Raw genomic sequence first — 21,620 nt, forward strand, 5'->3', positions numbered from 1 at the left:
CCTGTGCGAACCCGGCGTGTCGGGTCGCCGGGGACACGCGGGCCGCGGGTGCCGTGCGCCGCGTGTTCTGGCGGGTCGTCGGATGAAGTAGGAAAGAAGGATGCTGCACGTCCTCGCCGTCTTCGCCGCGGCGGTGCTGTTCGGGACGACGGGAACGTCGCAGGCTCTCGGGCCCGACGGCGCCACGCCCCTCGCGATCGGCGCCGTGCGCCTCGCGATCGGCGGCACGGGCCTCGCGCTCATCGCCTTCACGCTCGCGTGGCGTCATCGCGTGCGGGCCGCTCAGAGAGCGGATGCCGTCCCCCAGCCGCCCCGGTTCCTGAGCCTGTCGAAGGGCGGCATCCGCCCCCTCCTCCTCATGGTCCTCACGGGCGTGTGCCTCGCGACCTACCAGCCCCTCTTCTTCCTGGGCACGGAGCGCAACGGCGTGGCCGTCGGCACCGTCATCGCCCTCGGGTCCGCGCCGATCATGGCCGGGCTGCTCGAGTGGCTCCTCACTCGCCGTGCTCCCAGCGCCGCGTGGATGATCGCGACGGCGCTCGCGACCGTCGGCGTCGTGCTGCTCGGTGTCGGCGGTGAAGCGGGAGGCGCGGGGGCCGGGGGCACGGACCCGGTGGGCCTCCTCGGATCGCTCGGCGCCGCCGCGTCGTTCGCCGTCATCGCCAACGCCCAGCGGCGACTGCTCGACCAGGGCTGGGACCCCTTCACGGTCGTGGGTGCGATGGGCGCGAGCTCGGCCGTCATCGCGATCATCGCCCTGCCGTTCGTGGACCTGTCGTGGCTCAGCACGCCCGCCGGGCTCGCGATGGGACTGTGGCTCGGCATCGCGACGATCTCGATCGCCTACGTCCTGTTCACGTGGGGCCTGAGCGGGCTGACGGCAGCGACCGCCGCGACCCTCACCCTCGGCGAGCCGCTCACGGCGAGCCTGCTGGGTATCGTCGTCCTCGGCGAACGACTGAGCGCCCTCGCGATCCTGGGCCTGGTCGTCCTGGCCGCAGGACTCGCGCTGCTGGCGTGGGGCTCGCGCGCCCCGCGCGACCCGAGACCCTACGCCGTGGAAGGCTGACCCCCTTCGCGAGACTTCACGAATGTGCCGCGACACGCCGCCGATGGCGTACATTCGTGAAGGCTCGCGAACGGGTGGAGAAGGGGCCGGCATGACCATCGACATCCGGGTCGACGATCTGAGCGGCGCGGCGACGCATGCGCTCATCGCGTCGCATTTGGCCGGGATGCATGACACGTCGCCTCCCGAGAGCGTGCACGCGCTGGACCTCGACGCGCTGCGCGATCCCGCCATCACGTTCTGGTCGGCCTGGATCGACGGCCGCATCGCCGGCATCGGCGCCCTCAAGGCGCTGGACGCCGAGCGCGGCGAGCTCAAGTCGATGCGGGTGGACGACGACTTCCGCGGCGCCGGGGTCGGGCGTGCGCTTCTGCGGCACATCGTCGCCGCGGCCCGCGAGCGCGGGATGACGAGCCTCTGGCTCGAGACCGGGACGACGCCCGACTTCCTCCCCGCCCAGCGGCTCTACGCGAGCGAGGGCTTCGTCGAGTGCGGGCCCTTCGAGGGCTACACGCACGACCCGTTCTCGGTCTTCATGACGCGCACGCTCTAGGAGCGCTCCTGTGGGCTGCTGCGGGCGCTCAGGCAGGGACGAGCAGCGCCACGGCGAAGGCCGCGACCCCCTCCCCCGTGCCCGTGAAGCCGAGGCCGTCGGTCGTCGTGGCGGAGACCGAGACGGATGCTCCTCCCAGCGCTGCCGACAGTGCTGCTTCGGCCTCGGCCCGGCGCGCGGCGAAGCGCGGCCGGTTGGCCTGCACCTGCACGGCGACGTTGCCGACGCGCCACCCGGCCTCGCCGATCAGCGCCAGGGTGCGCGCGAGGAACGCCTCGGCGTGCGCGGCGGCGTACTCGGGGCGGTCCGTGCCGAAGTGGGTGCCGATGTCGCCCAGCCCGGCCGCCGACAGGAGGGCATCGACGATCGCGTGGGCCACCGCGTCGCCGTCGGAGTGGCCGGAGAGCGCGGGCTCGCCCGGCCATTCGAGGCCTGCGAGCCAGAGGGTCCCCTCGCCGCCGAAGCCGTGCACGTCGGTGCCGAAGCCCACGCGGGGCGCGGCCTGCGCCGCCGCGAGGGTCGCCGGCGCGGGCGCGATCGGCTGGACGAGGCTGCGAGCCCGCTCGAGGTCGGCGGGCGTCGTGATCTTGAAGGAGAGCGCATCGCCGGCCACCGCGGCGACGGCATGGCCCGCTGCCGCGACGAGCGCCGCGTCGTCCGTGAAGTCGTCGACGGCGGCCTGATACGCGGCGTCGAGGACGTCGCGACGGAACCCCTGCGGCGTCTGCGCAGCGGCGAGCTCCGAGCGGTCGAGGGCGCCCACGACGGCGGCGCCGTCGACCCGCTTGATCGTGTCTATTACGGGCAGGACGGGGATCGCGCCGTCGGCGCCGTCGGCGATCGCGGCGATCGTGCGGGCGAAGACCTCCGGCGGCGTGAGGGCCCGCGCCGCGTCGTGGACGAGGACGATGTCGACGTCCGCCCACACCGCGTGCAGGCCCGCGCGCACGGACTCCTGGCGCGTCGCTCCGCCGGTCGCGACGGTCACGAGATCGCGGCGATCGCCCGAAGCCTCGAGAGCCTCTGTCAGCGCATCGCCCTCGCGACCTGCGGGCGCGACGATCACCACCTGCGCCTCGGGCGCCGCGAACACGCCGCGCAGCGCGTGGCGGAGGATCGTGTGCTCGTCAAGGCCCACGAAGGCCTTTGGAGCGCCGCTCCCGAGCCGCGTTCCCGACCCGGCAGCGACGACGATGACGGCAACGCGAGGGACAGGGATCAGGCCCGGTCCCCGAGCAGAGTCGAGGGGCACGCCATCACGCTACCGGCCCGGGTCGACGTCAGGAGGCGAGGACCTCGTCGAGGACGACGCTCGCCTGCTCCTCGTCGGTCTTCTCGGCGAGGGCGAGCTCGGAGATCAGGATCTGACGGGCCTTCGCGAGCATGCGCTTCTCGCCCGCCGACAGACCGCGGTCCTGGTCACGGCGCCACAGGTCGCGGACGACCTCGCTCACCTTGATGACGTCGCCCGAGGCGAGCTTCTCGAGGTTCGCCTTGTAGCGGCGCGACCAGTTGGTCGGCTCCTCCGTGAACGGTGCGCGGAGCACCTCGAAGACGCGCTCGAGCCCCTCCTTGCCGATCACATCGCGAACGCCGACGAGGTCGACGTTGTCGGCCGGAACCTCGATCGTGAGATCGCCTTGAGTGACTCGGAGCTTGAGGTAGACCTTTTCTTCGCCCTTGATGATTCGGGTCTTGACTTCTGCGATTGTCGCCGCCCCGTGGTGCGGGTAAACAACGGTCTCGCCAACCTCAAAAAGCATGCAGTTATGTCCTTTCGGCAACCTCCAGGATACCACAGGCGACATACGCTAAGGTTCGCCGCCCAGGCATGGCGGGCGAGGAGCACACCCGGCCCGGACACGGTGGACGCGACGGAAAGCCCTAGAATGCAAAGGATGCCGTCATCCGTCCCGGGAGGATCCGTGATTTCCATGCACCGCAGCTTCGCCGGGGCAGTCGCCACGAACCGAGCGCGTCTCGTCTCGTCGCTCGCGCTGGGCGCCGTCGTCCTCCTGGGGACGACCGGCTGCGCGATGCTGTCGACTCAGGCGACGACGCTGCCCTACTCCCCCTCCGACGGCGTGAACGTCCCCGACTCGGGTCCCCTCGAGGTGCGCAATGCCCTCTTCGTCGCCGACGAGAGCGGCGAGGACGCGAACCTCATCGCGGCGATCGTGAACTCGACGGACCAGGCGCACACCCTCGAGCTCGAGATCGGCGAGACCAGCCCCGTCACGGAGTCGATCCGGGTTCCGGCCAACACCACCGTGAGCCTCGGCGTCACGGAGGACCCGCTGCTCGTCGAGGGCCTCGGCGCCAAGCCCGGTTCCGACGTGCTCGTCTACTTCCAGTCCGGCGACGCCGAGGGCGTCGAGGTCGCCGTGCCGGTGCTCGACGGCACCCTCGACTACCTCGCGCCATTCGTCCCCTGAGCCGCGACTGAGACCACAGAAGAGCCCCCTCGACGTCCGACGTCGAGGGGGCTCTTCGCTGCCCGGGCTCAGGCCTCGAAGCGGTAGCCGAGGCCTCGCACGGTCACGAGCATCCGCGGCTCGCCCGGGTTCTCCTCGATGCGCGACCGGATGCGCTTGATGTGGACGTCGAGCGTCTTGGTGTCGCCGAAGTAGTCGGTGCCCCACACGCGGTCGATGAGCTGGCCGCGGGTGAGAACTCGGCCTGCGTTGCGCATCAGCACCTCGAGGAGCTCGAATTCCTTGAGCGGCATGCTGATCTCGCTGCCCTGGACGGCGACCGTGTGCCGGTCGATGTCGAGGGTCACGCGACCACCGGACAGGACGCGGTCGTCGAGGTCGGCATCCGCCGAAGACTGTCGCCTGAGGACGGCGCGCATGCGGGCCAGGAGTTCACGCGCCGAGTAGGGCTTGGTGACGTAGTCGTCGGCGCCGAGCTCCAGCCCCACGACGATGTCGACCTCCGAGTCCTTCGCCGTGAGCATGATGATCGGCACGTTGGACGTCGACCGGATCTGCCGGCACACCTCGGTCCCCGGCATCCCGGGAAGCATGAGGTCGAGCAGCACGATGTCGGTGCCGCGCTCGCGGAACGCCGTGAGGGCGCTCGGACCGTCCTCGGCGATCTCGACCTCATGCCCCTCCCGTCGGAGGAGGTAGGCGAGCGGGTCGGCGAGGTCTGGCTCGTCCTCGACGATCAGGACGCGGGTCATGCGGTGTCTCCATTCACAGGGGCGGGCTCTGCGGGGGTCGGACGGCGCAGCGCAGCCTTTCCACGAGCTTTCTTACGCTTCTTGCGGGGACCTTCGGGAACCGGCCCGTCGACGAGCGGTAGCCGGATGGTGAAGGTCGATCCGCGGCCTGGACGGGACCACAGCGTCACCTCGCCGCCGTGTCGCTGCACCGCATGCTTCACGATCGACAGGCCGAGGCCAGTCCCACCGGTGCGGCGGGAGCGGGCCTGGTCGGCCCGATAGAAGCGCTCGAACACGCGGGCCTGCTCGCCTTCGGGGATGCCGATCCCGCGATCGGACACGGCGATCTCGACGATGCGATCGCCTGACTTGATCCCCACGCCGACGTTCGAGCCGCTCGGCGAGTAGGCGATCGCGTTGGCGAGGAGGTTGCCGACCGCCTCGCTCAGGATCTGGGCGTCACCGCGGACCCAGAGCCCGCGCTCGCCACCGCGGACGATGGTGACGCCTGCCGAATCGGCCTGGATCGCGTGGGCCTCGAGAGCCGATGCGACGATCTCGTCGACCGCGACGTCCCGCTCGTCCCCGAGCTCGTCGGCGGCCTGCAGCCGCGAGAGGCTCATGATGCGGCCCGTCAGCTGGGCGAGACGGGTCGCCTCGGCCAGGAGCCTCGCCGCGAAGACCCGCACCTGTGCGGGATCGTCGGCGGCCGATTCGATGGCCTCCGCGAGCAGGCTCACGGCACCCACCGGCGTCTTCAGCTCGTGGCTCGTGTTCGCGACGAAATCCCGTCGCATCTGCTCGACGCGCTCCTTCTCGGTGATGTCGCGCAGCACGAGGAAGGAGAAGCGCGACGAGATGCGCGTCGCTCGCACGACGACCAGGCGCGGCTCTGCCGGCGGGGCTCCCCTGCGCAGCCGGAGGGTCGCCGTCGCGGCGGCCTCTCCGCTGCGCGCCCGCCGGGCGACGCTCTTGAGATCCTCGCCCGGCAGGACGCTTCCCTCGATGAATCCGAAGGGGATGGCCGGCGCGGACGCGGCGATGACGGTGAAGGACGCGTCGACGACGGCGGCCGCGTCATCCATGCCGTGGAGCACCTGCGCGACGCCCTCGGGAACTGCCGCCGACGTCGCCGCCTCGAGGCGATCCCGCGCTCGCAGCGACGCCATGATGACGACGGAGACCAGACTCCCGATCGCCGCCCCGAGGAGCAGGGCGAGCAGCGCGAGCTGCGTCGATTCCATGCCTTCCAATGTAGGGGCCGAGGCAGTCCCGAACCCCCGGTTCGGACTGGGCGCACGCGGCTGCGGCTACTATTCACTCTCGCGGCACCGTTCGTTAACCTTCCCTGACGACAATCGCCGGGGTCGCGGGGACCCGTGCCGCGGAGAGGAAGAACCGAATGCGCGAAGTATTCCACCAGTCGCTGGAGGACGTTCAGGACCGTCTCGTCGAGATCTCCGAGCTCGTCACGACGGCGATCGAGAAGGCGACGCGCGCGTTCAGCACGAGCGATGTCACGCTCGCGGAAGAGGTCATCGAGTCGGACATCGTCATCGACGAGAAGGCGATCGCCCTCGACGAGCTCGCGATCGAGATCCTCGCGCGTCAGCAGCCTGTCGCCCGCGACCTCCGCATCGTCGTGAGCGCGCTGCGCATCAGCGCGTCTCTCGAGCGGATGGGCGACATCGCCGAGCACATCGCGCAGCTCACGCGCATGCGCTTCCCCGAGCGCGCGATCCCGAAGGGGCTCAAGACGACGTTCACCCAGATGGGGCAGCTGGACGTCGATGTGGCCCGCAAGCTCACCGAGCTCCTCAGGACGCAGGACCTCACGATCGCCGAGGAGCTGCGCAACATCGACGACGACATCGACGAGCTGCACATCTCGGTCTTCGAGAAGGTCCTCTCCGACAGCTGGCAGGGCGAGCCCGCCGCAACGGTCGACGCGACCCTCGCGAGCCGCTACCACGAGCGCTTCGGCGACCACGCCGTCTCGATCTCGAAGAAGGTCATGTACCTCGCGACGGGTGACTGGACGACCGACAGCGACGACTCGTTCGTCATCCCCGGCGCGACGCCGTAGCGGACGCCCGCACAGACCAGAAGAGCGGATGCCCCCGGGGGGCGGCATCCGCTCTTCTTCGCGTGCGCGAGGTTACTTCTTGCCCTGCGCGGCAACCGCCGCAGCGCCGGCGGCGGCGGCCTCGGGGTCGAGGTACTCGCTGGGGCCCGCGGGGGTGAAGTCCTCGTTGAGGCGGTAGACCAGCGGGATGCCGGTCGGGATGTTGAGCTCGGCGATGTCGGCGTCGCTGATGCCGTCGAGGTGCTTGACGAGGCCGCGCAGCGAGTTGCCGTGCGCCGTCACGAGGACCGTCTTGCCCGCGGCGAGGTCGGGCTTGATGTCGCTCTCCCAGTACGGCAGGAGGCGGTCGATGACGAGCTTGAGCGACTCGGTGCGCGGGATCTCGCCGTCGATGCCCTCGTAGCGGGGGTCGTTCACCTGGCTCCACTCCGACGAGTCGTCCAGCAGGGGCGGCGGGACGTCGAACGAGCGACGCCACAGCATGAACTGCTCCTGGCCGAACTCCTCGAGCGTCTGGGCCTTGTCCTTGCCCTGCAGGGCGCCGTAGTGGCGCTCGTTGAGACGCCACGTGCGCTTGACCGGGATCCACGCGCGGTCGGCGGCGTCGAGGGCGATGTTGGCGGTCTGGATGGCACGCGTGAGGACAGAGGTGTGCAGGACGTCGGGGTGCAGCCCCGACTCGGCGAGGAGCTCGCCGCCCCGCTGGGCTTCGGCCTTCCCCTGGTCGGAGAGCCGGACGTCGACCCATCCGGTGAAGAGGTTGAGCTTGTTCCAATCGCTCTGGCCGTGACGAAGGAGGATCAGCGTGTAGGGCGCGGTCATGCTCGCCATGATACCGACGCCGGATGGCGCCGCACGGGCCTGGCATCATGGGGTCATGGCGACCGGGCTGACACCAGTCGGGCAGGTGACCCGGGGAACGACGGGGACCAACCGCCTGCGCCGCGTCGACCGCTGGATCGCCCGGCTTCCGGCACTCCGGCGCGCCGACGATCCCCTCGTCGTGGACCTCGGCTACGGCGCGAGCGCCGTGACGTCGCTCGAGCTGCACGCGCGGCTCGCGCGCACGCGCGCCGACGTCGAGGTACTGGGCCTCGAGATCGAGCCCGCCCGCGTCGCGCGGGCCCGCGACCAGCTCGCGCGGGTGCACGAGGGGGCCACCGGCTTCGCGCCGGACGCGCGGGTCTCGTTCGAGCTCGGCGGGTTCGAGGTGCCCGTGGCCGCGGGGCGGCGGCCCGTCGTGATCCGGGCCATGAACGTCCTGCGCCAGTACTCCGAGACCGAAGTTGCCGGCGCGTGGCGGCGCATGTGCGACCGGCTCGCACCGGGCGGCGTCCTCGTCGAGGGCACGTGCGACGAGCTCGGGCGCATCGTGACGTGGGTCGCGGTCGGCCCCGACGCCGTGCCGCGATCGCTCTCGGTGTCTCTGCGGCTCGCGGGGCTCGAGCATCCGTCGATCGCGGCCGAGCGCCTGCCCAAGGCCCTCATCCACCGCAACGTCCCGGGCGAGCGCGTGCACGCCTTCCTCCAGGCGCTCGACGCCGAGTGGGACCGCGCCGCGGGCGTCGCGCCGTTCGGCGCCGTCCATCGGTGGGAGACCGCTCTGCGTGCGCTGGCCGCGGCGGGTTGGCCCGTCCAGGCGCGCTCGCGCTGGCGCCTCGGCGAGGTCACCCTGCCCTGGAGCTCCGTCGCGCCCGCGTGAACCCCCTCCACAGGATCAGATGCGAGGAATGATCGCCCGCGCCTCGGCCGGCGTGAGTCCCGTGGCCGTGAGCAGGTCGACCACGAGCGGCCGCAGGGCGGCGACGAGGTTCTGATCGCCCAGCGACGCGTCCGGCAGGACTGCGGCCGGGTCCAGGCGCGAGGCCACGACGGTGAGCGCCTCGCGTGCCGCGGGCTGCAGCGAGATGTCGTCGAGCGAGGTCGCGACGACGCCGGCTGCGCGCGCGACCTCGGCGAGCAGATCGGCGGCGACGGGACGAGCCCGGCCGTCGTCGCACACATAGACGACGCGACGGGCGATGACGCGCAGATTGCGGACCGCGAGATCGACGGCGGCGCGCATGCGGTCGTGGCGCTGGAGCTCGAACCGCTGCCGTCGGAGGAACGGCGAGATGCGGGCGACGGCGAGCCCCGACTCCAGCGAGGAGCGCCAGTCGTCGACGACCGGCGTGATCGCGCGGGCCTTCTCGAGCCCCCGTTCGGCGCGGAACCGGTCGCCCCTGCGCAGCGCCTGGACGAGAGCGGATGCTGTCGAATCGACCGCAGCGAACACCTTGTGGCCGTCGCGCAGCTCGGTCTTGATCGGGTTGCGCGGGATGAGCGCCGTCACGAGGAGTGCCGCGACGCCGCCGATGATGCCGTCGTAGAGCCGCAGGAACGGCGCCGGCGACGGGACGACCATGACGATGAGCGACTGGATCGCCGCGGCGATCGCGAACCCGGCCTGCCCGGAGAGGAACCGCGACACGACGAGCGTGACCCCCAGCGCGACGCCGATCTGCCAGGATCCGGTCCCGGCCGTCAGGAGCAGCAGCTCGGCGATCACGATGCCCACCAGCATCCCGAGCACCGTCTCGAGGACGCGTCCCGGGCGCGCGTCGCGCACGAGGCCCAGGCTGCCGACCGTGACGGTGGCCGCCATGAGCGGAGCCGGATGCCCGAGCACGTAGTGCGCGAACGCGTACGCCCCGGTCGCCGCGACGACGATCTGGACGATCGGGATCGCCGACGCCTGGACACGCGCCAGGGCGAGGCGCGGATCGATCCGCCTCCGCCAGCCGGTCGGGATCGCCTGCGTGACAGGCGCGCTCCCCGGCCGTGAGGTCATCGGGTGCGGCGCGACAGGCGCGGAAGTCGGGGAACCCCTGCCGTCGCGCCGGCGTCGGGAGGCACGACGACCTCCTGCTGCGCGGCGACCGGGCCCTCCTCGGTGTCGACGACGAGCGGTGCGTCGACGGGCGTCGACCGGCGGACGATCGCGAGCGCGATGGGACCTTCTTCGAAATGCTGCGCGAACGACGTCACGGTGCCGACGACGTCTTCGCCGTCGCGGACCGACGCGCCGGGGGCGGGAAGGAGGCTCTCGCTGCCGTCGAGCGAGAGGGCCACGAGCCGCCGCGGCGGATGCCCGAGGTTGTGCACCTTCGCGACGGTCTCCTGGCCGCGATAGCAGCCCTTGCTGAGGTGCACTGCGGTGCGGAGCCAGTCCAGCTCGTGCGGGATGCTGCGCTCGTCGACCTCTGCGGACCAGCGCGGACGCCACGCCGCGACGCGCAGCGCGTCCGCGGCGACGAGCCCCGCGAGCGCGATCTCGCCGCGGGCGGCCGCCTCGGCGATCCGCTCCTCCTCGGCGCGCGTCACGATCGCCTCGGACCAGTCGCGCTCGGCACCGGGGTGCGGCTCGACGAGCGCGTAGGCGTGTCCGCCCGGACCGACGTTCGGCCAGGGATCGCGCCACACGAGGGGCGTCCCCGCCGGCGCAGCCGGCGTCACGGCGGCGAGTGCGGAGGCCGCTCCACCGACGACGGCGTATTCGTCGCCGGCATCGCGCGGCGCGACGCGCAGCCGGAACCGCATCCGCATGAGCCACGTGAGGAGCGCCTCGGCGTCGCCGGCGTCCGCGATGAGCCACGTCGCCTGGCCGTCGTCGAGGACGGATGCCGCATGCTCGATGCGGCCCTGCGGGTCGAGCACGAGCAGTTCGGTGCTCTCGCCGGGAGCGAGATGCGCGACGGCCTGCGAGGTGAGGGAGTCGAGCCAGGAGAGCCGGTCCTCCCCCTCCACCGCGAGGACGCGGCGGTCGCCGAGCGGCGTCACCGCGTCGCCCGCCGCGAGCGCACGCTGCTCGACGAAGGGGTTGCCGACGTGGAGCAGGCCCCGCTCGTCGGTCACCGCGCCCGGAACGCGAGAGAACCCCGCGACCATCACTCCACCCGGGCCAGACGCGCCGACGCGTGCGACGCGAGGTCGGCGCCCAGCGCCGCGATGTCCCACGCCCACAGGAGGTGTTGGTCGACGAGGCCGTACATGCGGGTCGCCGCACCGTAGACCTTCGCACCGGCGGTGCGCACGACAGCATCCGTCGCGATGTCGATGCGCGGACCCCGCACCTGACCGAGGTAGAGCTCGCTCACGCCGTCGGCGTGGACGATGGACGCCTCGATGTCGAAGCCGCCCTCCTTGGTGCGCAGGAGCTCCACGTCATCGGCGGTGCGCTCGACGGGCGCCGCGACCGCCGGAAGCAGCCCCGGCCCGGCGTCCGCGGGTCCCGCAGGCCGCGAGAGGCGCCAGTACCCCATCTCGGCCACGAGCGGCGTGCGCCTCTCCTCGCCGAGGAGCCAGGCGCTGGCCGAGTAGTTGAGGTAGTCGCCGCCGTCATGGCTGAAGCTCACGCGATGCGCGAATTCGCCGTCGAAGCGCTCACCGCCCGCTTCGTAGTCGATGACTCCGGTGCCCTCCCACACGCCGACGAGCCACGACAGCGGCACGAGATCGGCGGGGAGGTCGGTCGGCAGCTCGATCACGACGCGCCGACTTTCAGCGCTGGCCGCGGTACAGGTTCCAGACGACAGTCCCGGAGACGAAGACGATCGCGAGCGACGCGAGAGCCAGCAGTCCCACGAAGAACAGTTCGAGCGCGACGAGATCCATACCGTCAGCTTAGCCGGGGAATCCTCCCCCTGCGCCGGAGGGCGCCCAGGGGATCCGTCGCATCACGGGCGGTGCTAGCCGGGAACGATGGAGGCGAGCCCGAACCCGAGGCTGATGACGCCCAGGACGACGAACGCGCCGAGGACGCTGATCGCGACACGCTGGATGTAGCCCTGCGAGCGCCCGTACGCGAGTTGCACGGCGCACGCGAGGGCGAGCGACCCGCCGAGCCCGACGACGAGCCACGCCGCGCGCCAATCCGCGGGCACGAAGAGGCCGATCACGATGCCGATGACGGCCGCGACGACCCACACGGCGACGATGCCGCCGGTGGCGCGGCGCGGCGCGAGCACGGGTGCTGCCATGGGTCCATTCTGGCGTACTGCGGCGCGCCTCGGAGGGAATGCGCGGGCCGAGACATCGGGCTGACCCCTAAACTGGGGTCTCAAGTCGCGTCCGGCCGCGCCGGGAGGTCTCGTTTTGGCACAGCTCCTCGTACTGAGTTCCGCACACGGAGGAGGGCCGGTCCTGCCCTCGCTCGAGCTGCTCAGCCATCGAGTGCGTCAGATCCCGGCCGAACCGGCATCGCTCGTGAACGCACCGAGCGCCGACGTCATCTTCGTCGACGCGCGCGTCGACCTCGTCGGCGCGAAGTCGCTCTGCAAGATCCTGAACACGACGGGGCTGGATGCCCCGCTCGTGCTCGTCGTCACCGAGGGCGGCCTCACGGCCGTCTCGACCGACTGGGGGATCGACGACGTCATCCTCGTCACGGCGGGACCGGCCGAGGTCGACGCCCGCGTGCGGCTCGCCATCGGAAGGATGTCGAAGGAGCAGGTGTCGACCCGCATCCAGACGTCCGGCATCACGATCGACGAGTCCTCCTACTCCGCCAAGGTCCACGGCAAGCCGCTCGACCTGACGTACAAGGAGTTCCAGCTCCTGCACTTCTTCGCGACGCATCCGTCGCGCGTCTTCACGCGGGAGCAGCTGCTCAGCGAAGTGTGGGGCTACGACTACTTCGGCGGCACCCGCACCGTCGACGTGCACGTCCGGCGCCTGCGCGCCAAGCTCGGCGACCTCGAGCAGCTCATCGGCACCGTCCGCAACGTCGGCTACCGCTTCAACGTCTACGACGACGACCAGCTGCCGGCGACGTCGACGCACTCGCCCGCGTAGCGCGCGGCATCCGGAGTCCACCGGCCCGGATCGGCGACCGTCTGAGCGAGCCGATCGGTTCACACACTCGTCACGTCGCCCTGCAATGATGAGGGGATGATCGAACACGAAGTGCTCGACGCCGGGCTGGGCGATGCGGACGACGACGACTTCGAGCTGTCCGAGGCGTTCGACTCGCAGCTGCCCGAGCACCGCTACCTCGATCGCGAGCTGAGCTGGCTCGCGTTCAATCAGCGCGTGCTCGAGCTCGCGGAGGATCCCCGCATCCCCGTGCTCGAGCGGGCCAACTTCCTCGCGATCTTCGCGAGCAACCTCGACGAGTTCTTCATGGTGCGCGTCGCCGGCCTCAAGCGCCGCATCGTGACAGGTCTCGCGGTGCCGACCAACGTGGGGCGCGCGCCGCAGGACGTGCTCGCCGACATCGCCGACGAGGCGCATCGCCTCCAGCTGCGGCACGCGGACGCGTGGAAGACCTCCGTGCAGCCCGCCCTGGCCGAGGTCGGGATCGAGATCCTGAACTGGAATGCGCTGAGCGACGACGAACGCGACCGGCTGTACGACTACTTCCAGGCGCAGGTCTTCCCTGTCCTGATGCCCCTCGCCGTGGACCCCGCGCACCCGTTCCCGTACATCTCCGGGCTGTCCCTCAACCTCGCGATCCGCATCCGGAATGCGCGCACGGGACGTCAGGAGTTCGCACGTCTCAAGGTGCCGCCGATGCTGCCTCGCTTCGTCGAGGTGTCGCGCGACGGCGACTCGGTGCGCTACCTGCCGCTGGAGTACCTCATCTCCAACCACCTCGGCGACCTCTTCCCCGGCATGGAGATCCTCGACCACCACACCTTCCGGCTCACGCGCAACGAAGACGTCGTGATCGAGGAGGACGAGACCGAGAACCTCATCCAGGCGCTCGAGGCGGAGCTCCTGCGCCGGCGGTTCGGCCCGCCCATCCGTCTCGAGGTCACCGAGGACATGGACGACCTGACGCTGTCGCTGCTCATCAAAGAGCTCGACATCACGGATCAGGAGGTGCACCGCCTTCCGGGCCCGCTCGACCTGCGAGGGCTCTTCGACCTGTCGAAGATCGACCGGCCCGAGCTGCACTACCCGCCGCACGTCCCCACGACTGCTGTGCCGTTCCAGCCCCTCGAGGGCAGCAACCGCGCCGACCTGTTCCGCGCCATCCGCAAGGCGGACGTGCTCGTGCACCACCCGTACGAGTCGTTCGCGACGAGCGTGCAGGCGTTCCTCGAGCAGGCCGCGAAGGACCCGCACGTCCTGGCCATCAAGCAGACGCTGTACCGCACATCGGGCGACAGTCCCATCGTGCAGGCGCTCATCGATGCCGCCGAGGCCGGCAAGCAGGTCCTCGCGCTCGTCGAGGTCAAGGCGCGTTTCGACGAGGCGGCGAACATCGTGTGGGCGCGCAAGCTCGAGAAGGCCGGCGTCCACGTCGTCTACGGCCTCGTCGGTCTCAAGACGCACTGCAAGCTCGCGCTCGTCATCCGCGAGGAGGAGGGCGTCCTCAAGCACTACAGCCACGTCGGGACCGGCAACTACAACCCGAAGACGAGCCGCATCTACGAGGACTTCGGCCTGTTCACGGTCGACGACCAGGTCGGACGCGACCTGACACGCCTCTTCAACGAGCTCAGCGGCTACGCGATCGAGAAGAAGTTCAAGCGCCTCCTCGTCGCTCCGCTCCACCTGCGAAAGGGCCTCCTGCGCCTCATCGACGGCGAGCGCCGCAATGCGCTGGACGGCAAGCCCGCGCGCATCCGCATCAAGGTCAACTCGATGGTCGACGAGCAGATCATCGACGCGCTCTATCGCGCGAGCCAGGCGGGCGTCCCCGTCGAGGTGTGGGTGCGCGGGATCTGCTCGCTCAAGCCCGGGGTCGAGGGCATGAGCGAGAACATCACGGTGCGCAGCATCCTCGGTCGCTATCTCGAGCATTCGCGCATCTTCGCGTTCGAGAACGGCGGCAAGCCCGAGGTGTACATCGGCAGCGCCGACATGATGCACCGCAACCTCGATCGTCGCGTCGAGGCCCTCGTGCGCGTCGTCGCGCCCGGCCACATCAAGGAGCTGCTCGACCTGTTCAGCCTCGCGATGGCCGAGTCGACGAGCTCGTGGTGGCTGGGACCGGAAGGCGATTGGACCCGGCACGTCGTCGACGACAACGGCAAGCCGCTCAGCGACCTCCAGGACCGCACGATGAACCACGTGCAGCGTCGCCGCCGCGCCCGGGCGGTTCGATGACGGACACCGCCGTCTACGCGGCGGGCGGAGTCCTGTGGCGCCTCGTCGACGGCAAGCTCGCCGTGCTCCTGATCCACCGGACGGCCTATCGCGACATCACGCTGCCCAAGGGCAAGGTCGATCCCGGCGAGACGCTCGCCGAGACGGCGGCGCGAGAGATCTTCGAGGAGACCGGCATCCGGGTGAGCCTCGGCGTGCCGGTCGGCGTCTCGCGGTACCGCATGCCCAACAAGCGCCAGAAGATCGTGCACTACTGGTCGGCCGAGGCGACGGATGCCGCGATCCGCGCCTCCGCGTTCGTCCCGAATCGCGAGATCGCTGCGATCGAGTGGGTCTCGCCGAAGAAGGCCCTCAAGCGCCTCAGCTATCCCGTCGACGTCGAGATCCTGGAGAACTTCCTCCGCTTCGTCGACGACGGAGTGCTCGCGACCTTCCCGCTCATCGTGCTGCGCCACGCCAAGGCTCTCTCGCGCGAGGAGTGGACGGGGAAGGATGCCGCCCGCCCCCTGTCGGTCCGAGGGCGCAAGCAGGCGAACGCGGCCGTCGGACAGCTGCTCGCGTTCGGGCCGAAGAAGATCGTCTCGTCCCCCGCCGTCCGGTGCGTCAAGACCGTCTCGCCGCTGTCGTCGGCGATCGGCCGCCCCATCGAGCGGACGCGCCTGATCAGCCAGGACGCGTGGGAGGACGGCGTGTCGGATGCCCGGCGGATCGTCGGCGAGCGCGTGCGGGGACGCAAGGCTGCGGTGCTGTGCAGCCACGGCCCCGTCCTGCCCGACATCATGAGCGAGATCGCCCTGGCGACAGGCACGCTCCGCGGCTCGTACCTGGGCAGCGCCTCGGCGCTGGACACCGGCGCGTTCTCCGTCGTGCACCTCTCCGCGACGAACCCGGGTTCGGGCATCGTGGCGATCGAGACGCACGAACCCAAAGTGTGACGGCGCCGTCGGTCCGCCTCGCGTGGCGCGAGGTTCCTGACACGTCGCCGCGGCGCGAGGTCGCCTGGGGGATCCTGCGCGAGCTCCTTCCCGAGGACGCCGAGCTCTCCAACCCCTGCCCGCGCTGCGGCGGACCCCACGGCCCCGTGCGGATCTCGGGAGCACCGGCCGTCGCGAGCGTGACCTACGCGGGCACCCTCGCGATCGTCGCGGTCGCCGACTCCGCCCGGTTCGCGGCGATCGGGATCGATGCCGAGCCTCGCGTCGATCGGCAGCGGGATGCCGCGGGCCTGAGCGGCGTGCTGGGGGCGGGAGCAGCATCCCTCCGCGCGTGGGTGAGGGTGGAAGCGGCCCTCAAGGCGGACGGACGCGGGCTGCGGGTCGATCCCGCCACGGTGCGGATCGCGGAGACCGCTGACGGCTGGACGGCGACAGTGCCCGGCGGGGATGCGCTCGAGGGGTGGGATGCCGACGGGCCCGACGGCATCCTGGTGAGCGTCGCGGTGCGCGCTGTCAGCGCAGGGCCGGCAGCGGAAGCAGGTCGAGCCACGGCGTGAGTAGCGGGGCGGGATCGGATCCCGTCACGTCCTCGACGCACCGCAGGAAGTCCTCGGTCGCGACGAGCCCATGCCGGTGCTGCCCGGCCCAGCGGCGCAGCACCGCGAAGAACCCGGCATCCCCGATCCGCGTCCGCAGGGCGTGGAGGGCGAGCGCTCCGCGCTTGTACACGCGGTCGTCGAACATGCGGTCGGGCCCGGGGTCGGTGAGCAGGAGGTCCTGCGGCAGCCGCTGGAGCCGCGCGTGGTGCTGGGCGGCGAGGGCCGCCGCGGACGGGCCCCCCGAGGCCTCGGACCAGATCCACTCCGCGTAGCACGCGAAGCCCTCGTTGAGCCAGATGTCGCGCCAGTGCGCGATGCCGACGCTGTTGCCGAACCATTGGTGGGCGAGCTCGTGCGCGATGAGCCGCTCCGAATCCGGGTCGAGGTGGTTCGAACCGAAGACGGCGAGCCCCTGCGCCTCGAGCGGTATCTCGAGCACGTCGGGTGTCACGACGATCGTGCAGTGGTCCTGCGGATAGGGCCCGAACGCCTCCTCGAAGACGGAGAGCATCCGGGGCGCGTCGCGGAACGCCCGCCGCACGGAGGCCGCGAGCGCGGGCGGATGCCTGAGATGGGCAGGTCCCAGCGGCGTTCGGGTGTACCGGCCCACGTGCACGGCGACGAGGTACGTCGCGACCGGCAGGTCGGTCGCGAACTCCCAGCGGGTACGACCGCTCACGCGCTGCGGCGGTGCGGCGACGCCCGTCGCGGCGACGGCGTACCCCTCGTCGACCGTGACGGCGATGCGGTACCGCGCGCGGTCGTCGGGGCGGTCGTTGCACGGGAACCACGTCGGCGCGCCGATCGGCTGCGATGCGACGAGGGCGCCGTCATCCAGCTCCTCCCACCCGATCGTGCCCCAGCGTGAATGCCGCGGCGCGGGGGCGCCGGCGTACTGGACTTCGATCGAGAAGGCCTCCCCCGCCTCGAGCGCCCGCGGCGGGATCACCCGCAGCTTGCGCGGGCCCTGCCGCATGACCGTGCGAGGGTCGCCGTCCACGCGCACGCGCGCGGCGCGGAGCCCGACGAGGTCGAGCGCGATGGATCGCGTGTCGATCGCCGCGACGGCGTTGATGAGGGCCCTGCCCTGCAGGCGGTTCGTGCGCACGCGGTATTGGATGTCGAGGTCGTACGACTCGACGTCGAACGTCACGTCGCCGCTCTGGGGCGCGTAGTGGTCGTGCTCCCTCACGATGTCGACTGGTACGAGCGGACCTTGACCGCGCGCCACGGGCCGATGGGATTGCCGCTCCACCGCGAGCCGACCGGGACGGTCTCGCCGCGCATCACGAGGGATGCGGGGCCGACCGTCGCGTGGGCGCCGATCGCGGCCGCGGGGAGGATCACGCTGTGCGGGCCGAGGGTCGCCCCGGCCTCGAGCTCGACGGTGTCCATGCTCATGATCCGATCATGGAACAGGTGGGTCTGGACGACGCACCCGCGGTTGACAGTGGATCCGTCCCCGAGGGTCACGAGATCGGGCTCGGGAAGCCAGTAGCTGTCGCACCACACCCCGCGGCCGATCGTCGCGCCGAGAGCGCGCAGCCACACGGCGAGGGCGGGCGTTCCCGCGGCGCCGCGAGCGAACCAGGGCGCCGCGACCATCTCGGTGAACGTGTCCGAGACCTCGGTGCGCCACACGAAGCTCGACCACAGCGGCTGCTCGCCGGCGCGGATGGGGCCGACGATGAGCCACTTCGCCGCGACCGACACGCCCGCCGCGAGTGCACCCGCCCCGAGCATCACGAGGCCCGACAGCAGCAGCGTCCACACGGGCCCGATCCACGAGAGGAGCGCCGCGAGCGCGAAGATCACGAGCAGGCCGATCGCGCACGTGACGAAGACCGGCACGAGGCGGCACAGCTCCCACAGCGCTCGCGCGAGCCGCAGCCGCGCGGGCGGATCGTACGTGCGGCTCTCGTCACCCTCGGCTGACACTCGGCGCAGGCGCACGGCGGGCGATCCGAGCCACGACGATCCGGCCTTCGCCTTGACCGGTGCCGACGAGAGCACGGCGACGAGTCCGTCGCGCGGCACGCGGTGGCCGGGCGCGGCCATCCCGGAGTTGCCGAGGAAGGCGCGCTTGCCGATGCGGACCGGCCCGAGCCTCAGCCAGCCGCCGTGCAGCTCGTACGAGGCCACCATGGTGTCGTCCGCGAGGAACGCGCCGTCCTCGATCTGGGTCATCGACGGGATGAGGAGCACCGTCGAGGCCTCGACATCCCGCCCGACCTCGGCGCCGAGGAGCCGCAGCCAGACGGGCGTGAAGAGGCTCGAGTACAGCGGGAAGAGGATCGTCCTCGACGAGTCGAGGAGGCGCTCGGTGGTCCACGCCTGCCAGCCCACGCGACTGCGGACGGGATGCACGCCCTCCTCGAGTCCGAGGGCGAGGAGGCGCACGAGCAGCACGACCGACGCCGCGAACACGAGCCCGACCGTGAGCGTCGCGGGGACGAGCCACAGGAAGGCGGCGCCGAACGCCGACAGGAGGTCGTCGGCTCCCCGCATCCCGAAGGCGATCACGAGGCCCCCGACGACGAACGACGCGATCGGCAGCAGGCCGAGGAGGAGTGCGGATGCCGCGTAGGCCCACAGCCACCGCGTGCGCAGCGGCGGGCGCCCCTCGGGCCAGTCGGTCTCCACGCCCCCGACCCGCACGGCGGGCGAGCCCGCCCAGGACTGGTCCGCGCGGACGCGGCCGAACACCGCCGAGCCGGGCGCGATGTGCGCGCGCTGGCCGATGCGGGTGCCGGGGGCGAGCGTGCTGCGCGAGCCGACGGTCGCGCCCGGTCCGATGCGGACGGGGCCGATGCGGACGAGGTCCCCGTCGATCCAGTAGCCCGACAGATCGACCTCGGGCTCGATCGAGGCCCCCTCGCCGACCTCGAGCATGCCGGTGATGGGCGGCAGCGTGTGCATGTCGACGTCAGGGCCGATCTTCGCGCCGAGTGCGCGCGCGTAGTACGAGACCCACGGGGCGCCCGCGAGCCCGACCGCGTCGACCTGCTCCGCGATCTGCTCCGCGAGCCAGAGCCGCAGGTGCACGTGCCCGCCGCGCGGGTAGTCCCCCGGCCGCAGCCCCGCGAGCAGGAGACGAGCGGATGCCGCGGCCACCGTCATCCGTCCGAACGGCGTCGCGAACACGAGGAGTCCGACGATCAGCAGCCACCACGGGGCCGAAGGGAGCCCGCCGAATCCGGGGAGGAGGTTGAGGATCGTCCCCGCGGTGAGGAGGTAGAGCAGCCACCGGACACCGGACAGGATGAACAGCGGCGCGCTCACGAGTGTCTGCACCCACTGCGTCGTGCGGGGCGTGGGCTCGGGCCGGCGGAAGTCCGAGACGTCCTCATCGGGCAGGAACGGTCCGAGCGCCTTCGCCATGGCGCCCAGGCGCGGGACGTCGTAGATGTCGGCGACCGAGAACTCCGGGACGCGCGCGCGGATGCGGGAGACGAGCTGGGCCGCCGAGAGCGAGCCCCCGCCCAGGTCGAAGAAGTCCGTCTTGCGGTCGGGGACGGGGATGCCGAGCACGGCCTGCCACTGCTCCGCGAGCCAGGCCTCGGCGGGGCTCAGTCCCGCGGCGGGCAGCTCGACGCCCGGGAGCGGCCACGGCAGCGCCGCCCGGTCGACCTTGCCCGACGTGCGGATGGGGAGGTCGTCGACGACGGCGAGGAGGGGGACGACGGCCGCGGGCAGCACCTCCGCGAGCTGTGCGCGAGCGGCCGCGCGGTCGAGGTCGCCCTCCACGACGAGGTATCCGACGAGGACGGGGACGCCCGCCTCGGTCGTGCGCACGGCCGCGGTCGCGGCCGTGACGCCCTCCAGGTCCTGCAGGGCGGATTCGACCTCGCCCAGCTCGATCCGGCGGCCGCCGACCTTGACCTGGTCGTCGGCGCGGCCCTGGAAGACGAGGCCCTCGGTCTCGAACCGGACGAGGTCGCCCGACCGGTAGGCGCGATCCCAGCCGAGCGTCGGCATGGCCGCGTACTTCTCGAGGTCCTTGGCGGGATCGAGGTACCGCGCGAGTCCCACTCCGCCGATGATGAGCTCGCCCACGCCGCCCTCTTCGACGGGCTCCCCCGCCGCGTCGACGACGGCGAGCGCCCAGCCGTCCAGCGGCAGGCCGATGCGCACGGGCGTCGAGCCGTCGAGCGGCGCGGCGCAGGCCACGACCGTGGCCTCGGTGGGGCCGTACGTGTTCCACACCTCCCGGCCGTCCGCCGCCAGACGCGCCGCGAGCTCCGGCGGGCATGCTTCGCCCCCGAAGATGAGCAGCCGGACGTTCTCGATCGCATCGATGGGCCACATCGCCGCAAGCGTCGGCACGGTCGACACGACCGTGATCGACTGGCGAATGAGCCACGGCGCGAGGTCCTCGCCCGACCGCACGAGCGCGCGCGGCGCGGGGACGAGGCATCCCCCGTGCCGCCAGGCGAGCCACATCTCCTCGCACGAGGCGTCGAACGCGACCGACAGCCCCGCCAGAACGCGATCGCCCGGCCCCAGCGGCGCGTCAGGCAGGAAGAGGCGCGCCTCCGCGTCGACGAAGGCCGCGGCCGAGCGATGCGACACGGCGACGCCCTTCGGCACGCCCGTCGAGCCGGAGGTGAAGATGATCCACGCGTCGTCGTCGACTGTCGGCGGAGGAACCGCCTCCATCGAGCGCGTGTCCACGCGCGGCGCGAGGTCGAAAAGCGCCGAAGGCGCGGAATCCGGATCGCTCGGCGAATACTCGCCGTCCCCCGTGAGGACGCCCGTGACCCCCGCTTCGCCGAAGACGAGCCGGGCCCGCTCCTCGGGGTCGTCGGCATCCACCGGGACGTACGCGGCACCCGCGGCGAGGATGCCGAGGATCGACAGATAGAGCTCCTTCGAGCCCGACGCGACCCGAACGCCGACGCGGTCGCCGCGACGCACGCCCGCTGCGTGCAGCAGGGCGGCAGTCCGCCCGACCCGCGTCATGAGCTCGCGGTAGCTGAGCGCACCGGAGCCGTCATCGAGGGCGGATGCCTCGGGATGCCGAGCAGCCGTCTCACGGAGGACATCCAGGAGCGTGCGCGGCGGCGGTGCCTGCGCCGTGCGATCCAGCGAGAGCTGAGGGACCGCGGCGGTCAC

The 21,620-nt window shown here is 71.6% G+C and carries 20 protein-coding genes; 9 read left to right on the plus strand and 11 right to left on the minus strand.

The window, feature by feature from the left end:
* The first annotated feature begins 100 nt into the window (after positions 1 to 100).
* Both ABZ477_RS03520 and ABZ477_RS03525 read left to right on the plus strand, forming a co-directional pair.
* The gene (locus ABZ477_RS03520) at positions 101 to 1,069 is read left to right on the plus strand and encodes an EamA family transporter (RefSeq protein WP_360127971.1); all 969 of its coding nucleotides are present in this window, start codon (positions 101 to 103) and stop codon (positions 1,067 to 1,069) included.
* A 43-nt stretch (positions 1,070 to 1,112) separates the two neighbouring features.
* Entirely contained in the window at positions 1,113 to 1,622 is a 510-nt protein-coding gene (locus ABZ477_RS03525) for a GNAT family N-acetyltransferase (RefSeq protein WP_360127973.1), read from the plus strand.
* A 28-nt stretch (positions 1,623 to 1,650) separates the two neighbouring features.
* Here the strand turns inward: ABZ477_RS03525 and ispD are convergent, their stop codons facing one another.
* Positions 1,651 to 2,874, minus strand: coding sequence for a 2-C-methyl-D-erythritol 4-phosphate cytidylyltransferase (ispD, locus tag ABZ477_RS03530; RefSeq protein WP_360127976.1), 1,224 nt, complete (start codon positions 2,872 to 2,874; stop codon positions 1,651 to 1,653).
* A 28-nt stretch (positions 2,875 to 2,902) separates the two neighbouring features.
* Positions 2,903 to 3,385: a CarD family transcriptional regulator gene (locus ABZ477_RS03535; protein WP_345799861.1), complete on the minus strand. Its 483-nt coding sequence runs from the start codon at positions 3,383 to 3,385 to the stop codon at positions 2,903 to 2,905.
* 171 nt (positions 3,386 to 3,556) lie between these two features.
* On the opposite strand from ABZ477_RS03535, the gene ABZ477_RS03540 reads away from it, so the two are divergent.
* Entirely contained in the window at positions 3,557 to 4,057 is a 501-nt protein-coding gene (locus ABZ477_RS03540; RefSeq protein WP_360127980.1) for a DNA modification methylase, read from the plus strand.
* A 68-nt stretch (positions 4,058 to 4,125) separates the two neighbouring features.
* Here the strand turns inward: ABZ477_RS03540 and ABZ477_RS03545 are convergent, their stop codons facing one another.
* Both ABZ477_RS03545 and ABZ477_RS03550 read right to left on the minus strand, forming a co-directional pair.
* Positions 4,126 to 4,809, minus strand: coding sequence for a response regulator transcription factor (locus tag ABZ477_RS03545; protein ID WP_360127983.1), 684 nt, complete (start codon positions 4,807 to 4,809; stop codon positions 4,126 to 4,128).
* On the minus strand, positions 4,806 to 6,035 hold the full coding sequence (locus ABZ477_RS03550; RefSeq protein ID WP_360127986.1) for an ATP-binding protein: 1,230 nt from the start codon (positions 6,033 to 6,035) through the stop codon (positions 4,806 to 4,808). The genes ABZ477_RS03545 and ABZ477_RS03550 overlap by 4 nt, the downstream gene beginning before the upstream one ends.
* A gap of 158 nt (positions 6,036 to 6,193) precedes the next feature.
* Between ABZ477_RS03550 and phoU the strand changes: the two genes are divergently transcribed.
* Positions 6,194 to 6,877, plus strand: coding sequence for a phosphate signaling complex protein PhoU (gene phoU, locus ABZ477_RS03555; RefSeq protein ID WP_360127989.1), 684 nt, complete (start codon positions 6,194 to 6,196; stop codon positions 6,875 to 6,877).
* Between the two features lie 72 nt (positions 6,878 to 6,949).
* Here the strand turns inward: phoU and ABZ477_RS03560 are convergent, their stop codons facing one another.
* Positions 6,950 to 7,699: a phosphoglyceromutase gene (locus tag ABZ477_RS03560; RefSeq protein ID WP_360127992.1), complete on the minus strand. Its 750-nt coding sequence runs from the start codon at positions 7,697 to 7,699 to the stop codon at positions 6,950 to 6,952.
* 55 nt (positions 7,700 to 7,754) lie between these two features.
* On the opposite strand from ABZ477_RS03560, the gene ABZ477_RS03565 reads away from it, so the two are divergent.
* Positions 7,755 to 8,579 (plus strand): class I SAM-dependent methyltransferase, encoded by an 825-nt coding sequence (locus ABZ477_RS03565; RefSeq protein ID WP_360127995.1) that lies wholly within the window; start codon positions 7,755 to 7,757, stop codon positions 8,577 to 8,579.
* 15 nt (positions 8,580 to 8,594) lie between these two features.
* Here ABZ477_RS03565 and ABZ477_RS03570 read toward each other — a convergent pair whose 3' ends face one another.
* From ABZ477_RS03570 to ABZ477_RS03585, 4 genes are all read right to left on the minus strand, one after another.
* Positions 8,595 to 9,707: an FUSC family protein gene (locus ABZ477_RS03570; RefSeq protein WP_360127998.1), complete on the minus strand. Its 1,113-nt coding sequence runs from the start codon at positions 9,705 to 9,707 to the stop codon at positions 8,595 to 8,597.
* Positions 9,704 to 10,804, minus strand: coding sequence for a folate-binding protein (locus ABZ477_RS03575; protein ID WP_360128001.1), 1,101 nt, complete (start codon positions 10,802 to 10,804; stop codon positions 9,704 to 9,706). Before ABZ477_RS03575 ends, ABZ477_RS03570 begins: the two co-directional genes overlap by 4 nt.
* Positions 10,804 to 11,403: an FABP family protein gene (locus tag ABZ477_RS03580; RefSeq protein WP_360128004.1), complete on the minus strand. Its 600-nt coding sequence runs from the start codon at positions 11,401 to 11,403 to the stop codon at positions 10,804 to 10,806. The genes ABZ477_RS03575 and ABZ477_RS03580 overlap by 1 nt, the downstream gene beginning before the upstream one ends.
* 201 nt (positions 11,404 to 11,604) lie before the next feature.
* On the minus strand, positions 11,605 to 11,895 hold the full coding sequence (locus tag ABZ477_RS03585; protein ID WP_360128007.1) for a hypothetical protein: 291 nt from the start codon (positions 11,893 to 11,895) through the stop codon (positions 11,605 to 11,607).
* Positions 11,896 to 12,010: 115 nt separating this feature from the next.
* Here ABZ477_RS03585 and ABZ477_RS03590 point away from each other — a divergent pair, with 115 nt between their 5' ends.
* The 4 genes from ABZ477_RS03590 to ABZ477_RS03605 all read left to right on the plus strand — a co-directional run bounded on the left by ABZ477_RS03590 (position 12,011) and on the right by ABZ477_RS03605 (position 16,463).
* The gene (locus ABZ477_RS03590; protein ID WP_360128010.1) at positions 12,011 to 12,709 is read left to right on the plus strand and encodes a response regulator transcription factor; all 699 of its coding nucleotides are present in this window, start codon (positions 12,011 to 12,013) and stop codon (positions 12,707 to 12,709) included.
* Between the two features lie 96 nt (positions 12,710 to 12,805).
* On the plus strand, positions 12,806 to 14,971 hold the full coding sequence (locus ABZ477_RS03595) for an RNA degradosome polyphosphate kinase (protein ID WP_360128013.1): 2,166 nt from the start codon (positions 12,806 to 12,808) through the stop codon (positions 14,969 to 14,971).
* Positions 14,968 to 15,906 (plus strand): NUDIX hydrolase, encoded by a 939-nt coding sequence (locus tag ABZ477_RS03600; protein ID WP_360128016.1) that lies wholly within the window; start codon positions 14,968 to 14,970, stop codon positions 15,904 to 15,906. Before ABZ477_RS03595 ends, ABZ477_RS03600 begins: the two co-directional genes overlap by 4 nt.
* Positions 15,903 to 16,463: a chemotaxis protein CheY gene (locus ABZ477_RS03605; protein WP_360128019.1), complete on the plus strand. Its 561-nt coding sequence runs from the start codon at positions 15,903 to 15,905 to the stop codon at positions 16,461 to 16,463. Before ABZ477_RS03600 ends, ABZ477_RS03605 begins: the two co-directional genes overlap by 4 nt.
* On the opposite strand, the gene ABZ477_RS03610 is transcribed toward ABZ477_RS03605, so the two are convergent.
* Positions 16,420 to 17,697, minus strand: a complete 1,278-nt coding sequence (locus ABZ477_RS03610; protein WP_360128022.1) for a M1 family metallopeptidase — start codon at positions 17,695 to 17,697, stop codon at positions 16,420 to 16,422. The two genes, ABZ477_RS03605 and ABZ477_RS03610, sit on opposite strands and share 44 nt — an antisense overlap.
* Positions 17,694 to 21,620 carry a Pls/PosA family non-ribosomal peptide synthetase gene (locus ABZ477_RS03615; RefSeq protein ID WP_360128025.1) on the minus strand — a complete coding sequence of 1,309 codons (3,927 nt, stop codon included), beginning with the start codon at positions 21,618 to 21,620 and terminating at the stop codon, positions 17,694 to 17,696. Before ABZ477_RS03615 ends, ABZ477_RS03610 begins: the two co-directional genes overlap by 4 nt.

Origin of the sequence: Microbacterium sp. NPDC019599 (genome assembly GCF_040632175.1) — a bacterium.
In the GTDB taxonomy this organism is placed as follows: Bacteria; Actinomycetota; Actinomycetes; order Actinomycetales; family Microbacteriaceae; genus Microbacterium.